The organism is Photobacterium marinum (assembly GCF_000331515.1).
Classification (GTDB): Bacteria; Pseudomonadota; Gammaproteobacteria; order Enterobacterales; family Vibrionaceae; genus Photobacterium; species Photobacterium marinum.
The window spans coordinates 69378-78062 of record NZ_AMZO01000045.1; the positions used below are offsets into that span (position 1 = coordinate 69378).

Consider the following 8685-nt stretch of genomic DNA (forward strand, 5'->3'; position numbering starts at 1 on the left):
CATAAGTAATTGATTATTCTTGCTGGTTAAAATCACTTATTACTGCGTCAGAATTTTTGTAATTAGAACCACTAGTTACTGTAAATTCTTTCTTGCCCTAGGTGATTTTTCCTGCGCAACTATACTAAACATTTACTAATCCCGATTGGTATTAAAACAATCGATTCAGGCCGTTAAGGGCAGCTACCCGGTAGGCTTCAGCCATAGTCGGATAGTTGAATGTGGTATTGACGAAATAGTCGATGGTATTGCCTTCGCCTTTCTGCTCCATGATTGCCTGGCCGATGTGGATGATCTCTGCAGCACGTTCGCCGAAACAATGGATTCCGAGGATCTCTTTGGTTTCGCGGTGGAAGAGGATCTTCAGGCTACCGACTTCGGTTCCGGCGATCTGCGCCCGGGCCAAGTGCTTGAACTGAGAGCGGCCGACTTCATAAGGCACTTTTTCCGCTGTCAGTTCCTGCTCGGTTTTACCTACTGAACTGATTTCCGGAATGGTATAGATACCGGTCGGGATATGATCAATTAGCTGGCCTTGCGCGGCTCCGTTGGCGATAGCCTGAGCGACAAACCGCCCCTGATCGTAAGCGGCACTGGCCAGGCTGGGGTAACCAATCACATCACCGACAGCATAGATGTGCTCGACCTCGGTCCGGTAATTTGGGTTGACCTTGAGTTGGCCGCGTGAGTCCGGTGTCAGGCCGACTTTATCCAGGTTTAGCCGATCGGTATTACCTGTCCGGCCGTTGGCGTATAGCAGGCAGTCTGCCCGCATTTTTTTGCCTGACTGCAAATGAAGGATCCCCCCATCTTTCGTGCCTTCAATTTTCTCGTAGATCTCGCCGTTGCGGATCATCGCCCCGCTGTTCCACAAGTGATAGGACAGTGAGTCTGAAATTTCGTTATCGAGGAATTCCAGCAGTCGATCTCGGGTGTTGATTAAATCGACTTTAACCCCGAGCCCGCGGAAAATTGACGCATACTCGCAGCCGATCACCCCGGCTCCGTAAATGATGATATGGCGTGGGTCGTGTTTCAGCCGGAGAATGGAATCACTGTCATAAATCCGTGGATGGCGGAAATCGACATCATTTGGCTGATAGGGGCGTGAGCCGGTAGCAATGACAAACTTGTCGGCGCTGTAAGTGTCGTGGCTGCCGTCAGGGGCTGTGACTCTGATGGTGTGGCTGTCGGTAAAACTGGCTTCGCCGAAAATAATCGTACACTGGTTACGGTCGTAAAATCCTTGGCGCATGCGGGTCTGTTTGTTCACTACATCCTGTGCATGGCCGAGGATCTGGCTGAAAGTACTGTGGAGGGTGGAGTTGTTTTTGCAGTAGAGTGGGTTTTGGTTGAACTCAATGATTCGGCTGACCGCATGACGCAATGCTTTGGAGGGAATGGTTCCCCAATGGGTACATCCGCCGCCGACACTGTCTTCCCGTTCGATAATCGCGACATTGAATCCTGCTTTGGTCAGTCCCATTGCCGCACCTTCCCCTCCTGGGCCACTGCCGATGACGATGGCATCAAAGTGCTGAACACTCTTTTTTGTAGACTTGGTCATGGTTTCTGCCTTTTTTATCATCCTTGCAACATTGCTGTTGCTATAGTTTAACTTCTTGTTGTCAGGGTTAGAATTAGCGATTGGTCATAGGGCGTGAGCGATCACGTTGTTAATGATAAAAATCGTTAGAATAACGAGTAAGCTGTCAGTAAAGCGGTATTCTGTCAGTTTGTGAGCCGGTAGTTAAAAGTAACAATTACGGCTTTGATTCAGCTCAGATCAGGAATTAGTATGGTTTGATCGTCATATAAATGACGAATCACGCTGAAGTGGTAAGTAAAAGCGCGTATAGTTGCGAAAAAAGTTTACAGAGAAACAATAGGTTCATGGGTATCAGGGCTCAGCAAAAAGAAAAAACCCGTCGTTCATTAATCGATGCTGCATTTAATCAGCTGAGTGCGGAACGTAGCTTTTCCAGTCTTAGTTTGCGTGAAGTGGCGCGGGAAGCTGGTATTGCACCGACGTCTTTTTACCGTCATTTTAAAGATATGGATGAGCTGGGTCTGACTATGGTTGATGAAGGCGGCTTGATCCTTCGCCAGTTGATGCGTCAGGCACGTCAACGCATTGCTAAAGAGGGCAGTGTGATCCGTACCTCTGTAGAAACATTTATGGAATTTATTGAAAGTAGCCCGAACGTCTTCAGGCTGCTTTTGCGCGAACGTTCCGGTACTTCCCCCGCGTTTCGTGCGGCTGTTGCCCGGGAAATTCAGCACTTTGTGGCGGAGCTGACCGAGTATTTAGTAGCCAAAACCGGCGTGACCCATGATGAAGCCTATACTCAGGCTGAAGCATCGGTCACTCTGGTCTTCAGTTCCGGTGCTGAGGCGTTGGATCTGGACAGTCATGCGCGTGCCGAGCATGCCGAACGACTGATTATGCAATTGCGAATGATTGCAAAGGGTGCCTATTGGTATCGCAAAGAGCGTGAGCGCCGAGAGCTCAGGCAGAAACTCTAACTTTATTTTGTTGGTGAAAAGGATATGAACAAGGAACAAGTAAAAGCTGAGCGTAAAACGCTGGTCCTATCATTATTGGCAGGTCTGTGTGGTAATGCGACTTTGGCTGTATTCACATCGAGCGCTGTTTCGTTTTCAGTTTTCCCTGTTATCGCATTTGGTCTGGCAGTGTACTGCCTGTACCAGGAATACCTGAACAAACCGATGGCTGAAGGCACTCCTGCTATTGCATTTGCCTGCTTCCTGGTTGGTGCATTTGGATATTCGGCCTTCTTACGTGCCCAAACCCCGGATATGGGCTCTAACTTCCTGCCGCTGATTATTGCGCTGGGTCTGCTGTTTTGGGTTGTTTACAAGCTGGGTATCATGAACCCGAAATCAAAATCTGCGGATGCTTAATCATAAGCAGATGTAAAAAAGGCGCCATTGGCGCCTTTTTTTGTGCTCGAATCCTGCGGATTACTTACGTTCAAGCAGTACGCCCGCTTCCATGTGATGGGTATATGGGAACTGATCGAATAGAGCAAAACGGGTCACACGGTGAGTCTCGCCCAGGATATCCAGGTTCTCTTTCAGTGTTTCAGGGTTGCACGAGATGTACATGATTCGGTCATAAGTCTGAACCATGCGGCAGGTGCCTTCATCCATACCTGAGCGTGGCGGATCGACAAAAATCGTATTGCAGTTGTAGCTCTTTAGATCAACGCCCTGATCTTTCAGGCGGCGGAACTCACGTTTACCTTCCATTGCATCAGTAAAGTCTTCTGCAGACATACGGATGATTTGGACATTGTTGATCTCATTGACTGCAATGTTGTATTGCGCCGAATCAACAGATGGTTTTGCCAGTTCGGTTGCCAGTACACGTTCGAAGTTCTGTGCTAGCGCTAGCGAGAAGTTACCGTTACCACAGTAAAGTTCCAGCAGGTCGCCTTTGCTATCGCGAGTACAGTCAACTGCCCATTCCAACATCTTCTGGGCAACTTCACCGTTTGGTTGGGTAAAGCTGTTCTCTACCTGCTTGTAAGTCAGGGTACGGTCGTAAACGTTCAGTTTTTCAATCACGAAATCCTGATCCAGTACGATTTTCTGCTTACGGGCACGGCCAATGAAGTTCAGGTTGAAGCCTTCATCGTTCAGGCGCTGTTTTAGAGCTTTTGCTTCTGTCACCCACTCTTCGTCCAGTTGGCGGTGGTACAGCATAGAAACCAGGATCTCACCGCTCAGTGTTGACAGGAAATCAACCTGGAACAGTTTGTGGCGTAGTGCTTTAACAGGCTTCAGTGCATCAACCAGTAGTGGCATCAGGTCGTTGATCAGACGGCTGGCTGCCGGGAACTGATCGACGCGGTATTTCTCACGCGTTTCCTGATTGAACATGATGTAGTAAAGGTCATCACCTTCGTGCCAAACGCGGAATTCAGCACGCATACGGTAATGCTCAGCAGGTGAGGCGAACACCTCAAGTTCAGGGGTTTCAAAGTCTGCAAAGATCTTTTGAATACGCTCTGCTTTTTCATCCAGCTGTGACTGGTAATCAGCTGGATTAATTGCGGTGGATGCCATTTCGTGTGCCTCAAACTGCTCAAATTAAGAGCGCAGATTTTATTGCATTGGTCACTGATGTCCAGTGTTGCGCCGGATAAAAGTGTAGCTAGTAGTGATTATTGATATGCAATCGACAACAAAGCTAGACAATCACTGCAATGCTAATTAGCATTCTTCTTGCGCTGGTTAACCTGTAATCAGGTGAGGGAACACGGTGGAACTCCGTGACTGACGCGCAGCGGTGATAGAGAACGAAAGCACATGGACGAAAGTTCCGAACACTGCTTCTTCCGGCTGTGCAATGCAGCAAACAGAAGTGGGAAGTTGTTGCCTTAGGTGGTTATTCAACCTTGCTCTTAAGTCCGAAGACCGACCAGTGTAGCAAGTAGGAGATCTGCTTTGTTATAAACGCGACTTAAGGTATCAAAATAAATGAAAAGAACGCTATTAGCAGTGGCGTTGGCGCCGCTGTGTTTCCAATCTAATGCTTTTGCAGCAGAAGCCACACCCGATGAAGTGATGGTCGTGACGGCCAACCGATTTGAACAGCCGATCAAAAATGTTATTGCGCCTGTTTCCGTAGTCACCAAGGAAGAGATTGATGCCATTCAGGCTAAATCATTAGCCGAAGTTTTACGCCGTTTGCCTGGGGTGCAAGTGGTAACTGCCGGTTACGGGCAAGCTACGGAAGTTTACGTTCGTGGTACAACAACACGTCATTTGTTAGTCATGATTAATGGGGTTCGTATTGGTAGTGCGACTTTGGGAAGTGCAGACTTCAGCCAGATCCCACTTACGGGTATTGAGCGGATAGAGTTTATCCGTGGCTCTCGCGCAGCATTATACGGTTCTGATGCAATTGGTGGAGTATTAAATATTATTACGGCTTATCAGCCTAGCGAAATGTTGGCTGAAGTATCTGTAGGAGCGGGCAGTGACGGTTATTATCAACTAGCCGGTTCTGTTGCGGGTGGTATTGGCCAGGATAGTTGGGGAAAACTTGCCCTGAAAGGGGAAGAGGGCGATGGCTTTTCAGCTCGTAAGGTACCTTCTGAGCAGGATGATGATGGTTTTAAGAATCGTAATATTGTCGCTGAAGTCGGAACTCATCTTGATGACAGATGGAAACTGAGCTTACAAGGTTATTACCATGATGGAGAGACTGAATATGATGATGGATATACAGATTTTACGTCAGGTAATTTTATTTCGACGCCAAATGCTCAAAGTGAAAGCTCGCTTTACAATGTAGCAGGGAAAGTATCTTACTCAAGCTCAAGTCTGATGAGTGAATTTACGCTAGCTCAAAATCAGGATAAATCTCGTGATTTTAGTGATGTGAGTCAGGGAAGTGAAATTGAAACCACACGAGATGTAGCTAACTGGTTGAATCATTACCAAGTAAACAACCAATTAGAGCTTGGTGGTGGCTTTGAGTGGTATCGAGATTCTGTATCTAATAGCACGAAAAAATATGATAAAGATGAGCGTGATAATACGGCTTTGTACTTGACGTCGATTTATCGTGTTGATGATGTTCAGCTTGAAGGTAGCGTCCGTACTGATGATAGTGACAGCTATGGTCGCAATAATACTTGGCAATTTGCTGCGGCCTACAATGTTATTGCCGACATTCAGGTTTCAGCTAACGTTGGGACAGCCTTTAAAGCTCCAACTTTTAATGATCTATATTGGCCAAAGTCAGGGAATCCAAACCTAAAACCAGAAGAATCAAAAAACTATGAGTTTTCTGTTTCTGGTCATCATAAGCTAATGGATTGGAGTATTACTGCTTATCAATCAGATGTTGAACAACTCATTGACTGGGCACAAACTGACCCGAATGACCCTAATAGTTATAAGCCAATGAATGTGGACGAAGCCAAACTTAAAGGTGTTGAGTTAATCGCAGGTTTCAGCACTGGGCCTCTTTACCATGATGTTAGCTATGATTATTTAGATGCAAAAGATACGAAATCTCATAAAGATTTGGTTCGTCGTTCTAAGCACAGTGCTAAGTGGAATATATCTTATTTGCTGGATCAGTGGCAGCTTGATTTAAGTGCTTTATATAAAGGTAAAAGCTACGATGATTCAGCAAATAAAAAAGAGCTGGATTCCTACACTTTGATTGATGTCGCTGCCAGTTATTATTTGAACGATAACATTGTACTGCGTGGCCGCGTGGCAAATTTGTTTGATGAAGATTATGTAGCAAAGGACACCTATAACGTTCAGGAGCGCAGTTACTTTGCAACTGTGACTTATCAGTTCTGATTTAGTCTTGATTAGGCCGCCTCTATGGCGGCCTTGTTTATTGGTAGTTACGTATCATGAAACCACTAAAAACCATTGTCAGCTGGTCCTCTGGCAAAGACTCTACCCTGACGCTGATTAAACTTCTGGCTGACCCCCGCTACGAAGTCGTGGGTCTCTATACCACATACCTGAAAGACGAAGTGCCGTTTCAGGCGACACCACTTGACGTTGTCAAAGAACAGGCTCGGTTAGCCGGATTATCTTTAATTACTATTCCATTGCCGGAAGTTTTCCCACCTAATGAGGTTTATCAGTCATTAGTCGTGAATGGCTTGAGAGGCAGCAAGGTGGTCTTTGATGCTGTCGCGTTTGGTGACATGTTTTGTAATGGTATAGCAGATTATCGTCGAAGCTATATTGAACCTGCAGGTTGGCAGTGTGTTTTTCCACTGTTAGGTGGTGATAGTCGTGTATTGGCAAAGGAGATCATTGATTGTGGTATCAGGACATTAGTTACCACAGTTGATACCAGTCAGTTAGATGGTCGTTATTGTGGCCATTGGTACACAGAAGACTTTTTAGTCGGACTTCCCGAGGGAATCGATCCATGTGGAGAAGATGGTGAATTCCATACTCTGGTTATAGAAGCCCCTTGTTTTTCAGGGAAACTGCAACTCAAGCTTCAAGGCATCGAACGGCAGGATCGTTTTCATTATCAGAGATACCAGCTGATGAATTCAACATTTGCTGGTTAGCATCATTTTTTATCTGATGAAGATCGCAGTATGATGAGCGCCCTGAGAGTTAATTTTGTATGTGGTGAAGAGTGAAACGGGTACTCATTTTTGATTCTGGTGTTGGTGGCTTATCTGTTTACCAGGAAATTTATGCTCAGTTACCCAATGTACAATATGTGTATGCATTCGATGATGCAGGCTTTCCTTATGGCGAGTTGCCTGAGACAGAATTAATTACCCGAACGATGCATATCGTTTCGCTTTTAGTTGAACGCCATAATATTGACCTAGTGGTGATTGCCTGTAATACGGCAAGCACTATTGTCCTGCCAACACTCCGTTCTCGATTAACCATTCCCGTCGTCGGTGTTGTTCCTGCGATAAAGCCTGCTGCATTGCTCAGTGAGCGCAAAGCAATTGGGCTATTGGCTACACCGGCTACTGTAAAGCGTGAATACACCGATCAGCTTGTCAGTCAGTTTGCCAGTGATTGCGATGTTCATCGTATCGGCTCCACTCGTCTTGTTGAAATGGCTGAAGCGAAGTTGCGCGGAATTGCTGTCCCGATGAAAGAACTGTCAGAAATTCTTTCCCCTTGGCAGGATAAGATTGACAGCATTGTATTAGGTTGTACTCACTTCCCTCTTATTAAGGGGGAAATTGCGGATGCATTTGGCGTACCGGTGAACATAATTGATTCGGGGCTGGCAATTGCGAATCGTGTAAAAGCGTTACTGGGAGAAATAGAAGTGCGACGAGTGGATAATGTGGTGAATCTTACATACAACAGCGCCGCGGTAAATCATCACGCGGCGCTGAATCAAAGTTTAAAAGAAATGAAGTTAGAGGCTATTCAATCTCTGAACTATCCGAAGCTTTAGGTTCGTTAGCTTCTCTCACTTTCAAAGTACGCTGGCCATATTCTTTATTGTTGAGCTGGCTGATGGCGTTATCAGCATCATTGCTGTTCATGACAACAAAACCAAACCCTCGTCTTTTACCTGTGCGCTTGTCTTTCATCAGGCGTACAGCAAACACTTCGCCGTGTTCGGCAAATAGTTTCTTCACATCGCTTTCATTCGCTCGGTAGGGCAGGTTACCAACATAAAGGGTTTTACTACTCTGAGATGAATCGACACTTAGGCTCGTCTTCTGTAAGTGGTCAACAGCGAAACCAGCCACTATTGCACCCAGAGCGAAACTGATACCCGGAGCTAAAGGGATAAAGGAAAATAGTAAGGCCCCGATAATGGCAATAGCGGCTATCGCTAACATAATTGGATTGGAAAATTTCATATTCAAAGCTACATCGTCATAAATAATTATAAGAAGAGAAGTTATTGCTTATTTTAACAACAGAGTCACATCGATATTACTTTCATTGACTAGCAATTGCTAGTTAGTGAATGTGACGATCCTCCAATGTTGAAATTAGAGGCGTTTCTCTCACATTAGCTGAAATAACCACCAAGCGGTTATTTTTTTTAAAAAAAGGGCTTGTCAGAGTGATCAAAGTCTCTATAATGCCGCCTCACCGACACGGAGTACGGCGACTTATATAGGTTAGCGACGTGTTCGGCAATGTTCTTTAATAATTTGACCATGCAATCTGTGT

At 45.8% G+C, this 8685-nt stretch carries 8 protein-coding genes and 1 riboswitch; of the genes, 5 read left to right on the forward strand and 3 right to left on the reverse strand.

The window, feature by feature from the left end:
• Positions 1-151 precede the first annotated feature (151 nt).
• Complete coding sequence (gene sthA / locus C942_RS23385; RefSeq protein ID WP_007471134.1) at positions 152-1567, reverse strand: Si-specific NAD(P)(+) transhydrogenase; 1416 nt, start codon at positions 1565-1567, stop codon at positions 152-154.
• A gap of 326 nt (positions 1568-1893) precedes the next feature.
• On the opposite strand from sthA, the gene fabR reads away from it, so the two are divergent.
• Positions 1894-2526 carry an HTH-type transcriptional repressor FabR gene (gene fabR, locus C942_RS23390; protein ID WP_007471138.1) on the forward strand — a complete coding sequence of 211 codons (633 nt, stop codon included), beginning with the start codon at positions 1894-1896 and terminating at the stop codon, positions 2524-2526.
• A 24-nt stretch (positions 2527-2550) separates the two neighbouring features.
• Positions 2551-2925, forward strand: coding sequence for a YijD family membrane protein (locus tag C942_RS23395; protein ID WP_007471140.1), 375 nt, complete (start codon positions 2551-2553; stop codon positions 2923-2925).
• A 60-nt stretch (positions 2926-2985) separates the two neighbouring features.
• On the opposite strand, the gene trmA is transcribed toward C942_RS23395, so the two are convergent.
• Positions 2986-4092, reverse strand: coding sequence for a tRNA (uridine(54)-C5)-methyltransferase TrmA (gene trmA / locus C942_RS23400; protein WP_007471142.1), 1107 nt, complete (start codon positions 4090-4092; stop codon positions 2986-2988).
• A gap of 148 nt (positions 4093-4240) precedes the next feature.
• Positions 4241-4466: riboswitch (cobalamin riboswitch) on the forward strand.
• 40 nt (positions 4467-4506) lie between these two features.
• Between trmA and C942_RS23405 the strand changes: the two genes are divergently transcribed.
• From C942_RS23405 to murI, 3 genes are all read left to right on the forward strand, one after another.
• Entirely contained in the window at positions 4507-6351 is a 1845-nt protein-coding gene (locus C942_RS23405) for a TonB-dependent receptor domain-containing protein (RefSeq protein ID WP_007471144.1), read from the forward strand.
• A 56-nt stretch (positions 6352-6407) separates the two neighbouring features.
• Positions 6408-7088, forward strand: coding sequence for a Dph6-related ATP pyrophosphatase (locus C942_RS23410; RefSeq protein ID WP_007471146.1), 681 nt, complete (start codon positions 6408-6410; stop codon positions 7086-7088).
• Positions 7089-7159: 71 nt separating this feature from the next.
• Positions 7160-7951, forward strand: a complete 792-nt coding sequence (gene murI / locus C942_RS23415) for a glutamate racemase (RefSeq protein WP_007471148.1) — start codon at positions 7160-7162, stop codon at positions 7949-7951.
• Here murI and C942_RS23420 read toward each other — a convergent pair.
• The gene (locus C942_RS23420; RefSeq protein WP_007471149.1) at positions 7920-8366 is read right to left on the reverse strand and encodes an RNA recognition motif domain-containing protein; all 447 of its coding nucleotides are present in this window, start codon (positions 8364-8366) and stop codon (positions 7920-7922) included. The two genes, murI and C942_RS23420, sit on opposite strands and share 32 nt — an antisense overlap.
• Positions 8367-8685 lie beyond the last annotated feature (319 nt).

Coding starts and splice junctions, on each gene's coding strand:
- sthA (WP_007471134.1), bottom strand. CDS start 1,567: ATGACCAAGTCTACAAAAAAGAGTGTTCAGCACTTTGATGCCATCGTC.
- fabR (WP_007471138.1), top strand. CDS start 1,894: ATGGGTATCAGGGCTCAGCAAAAAGAAAAAACCCGTCGTTCATTAATC.
- C942_RS23395 (WP_007471140.1), top strand. CDS start 2,551: ATGAACAAGGAACAAGTAAAAGCTGAGCGTAAAACGCTGGTCCTATCA.
- trmA (WP_007471142.1), bottom strand. CDS start 4,092: ATGGCATCCACCGCAATTAATCCAGCTGATTACCAGTCACAGCTGGAT.
- C942_RS23405 (WP_007471144.1), top strand. CDS start 4,507: ATGAAAAGAACGCTATTAGCAGTGGCGTTGGCGCCGCTGTGTTTCCAA.
- C942_RS23410 (WP_007471146.1), top strand. CDS start 6,408: ATGAAACCACTAAAAACCATTGTCAGCTGGTCCTCTGGCAAAGACTCT.
- C942_RS23420 (WP_007471149.1), bottom strand. CDS start 8,366: ATGAAATTTTCCAATCCAATTATGTTAGCGATAGCCGCTATTGCCATT.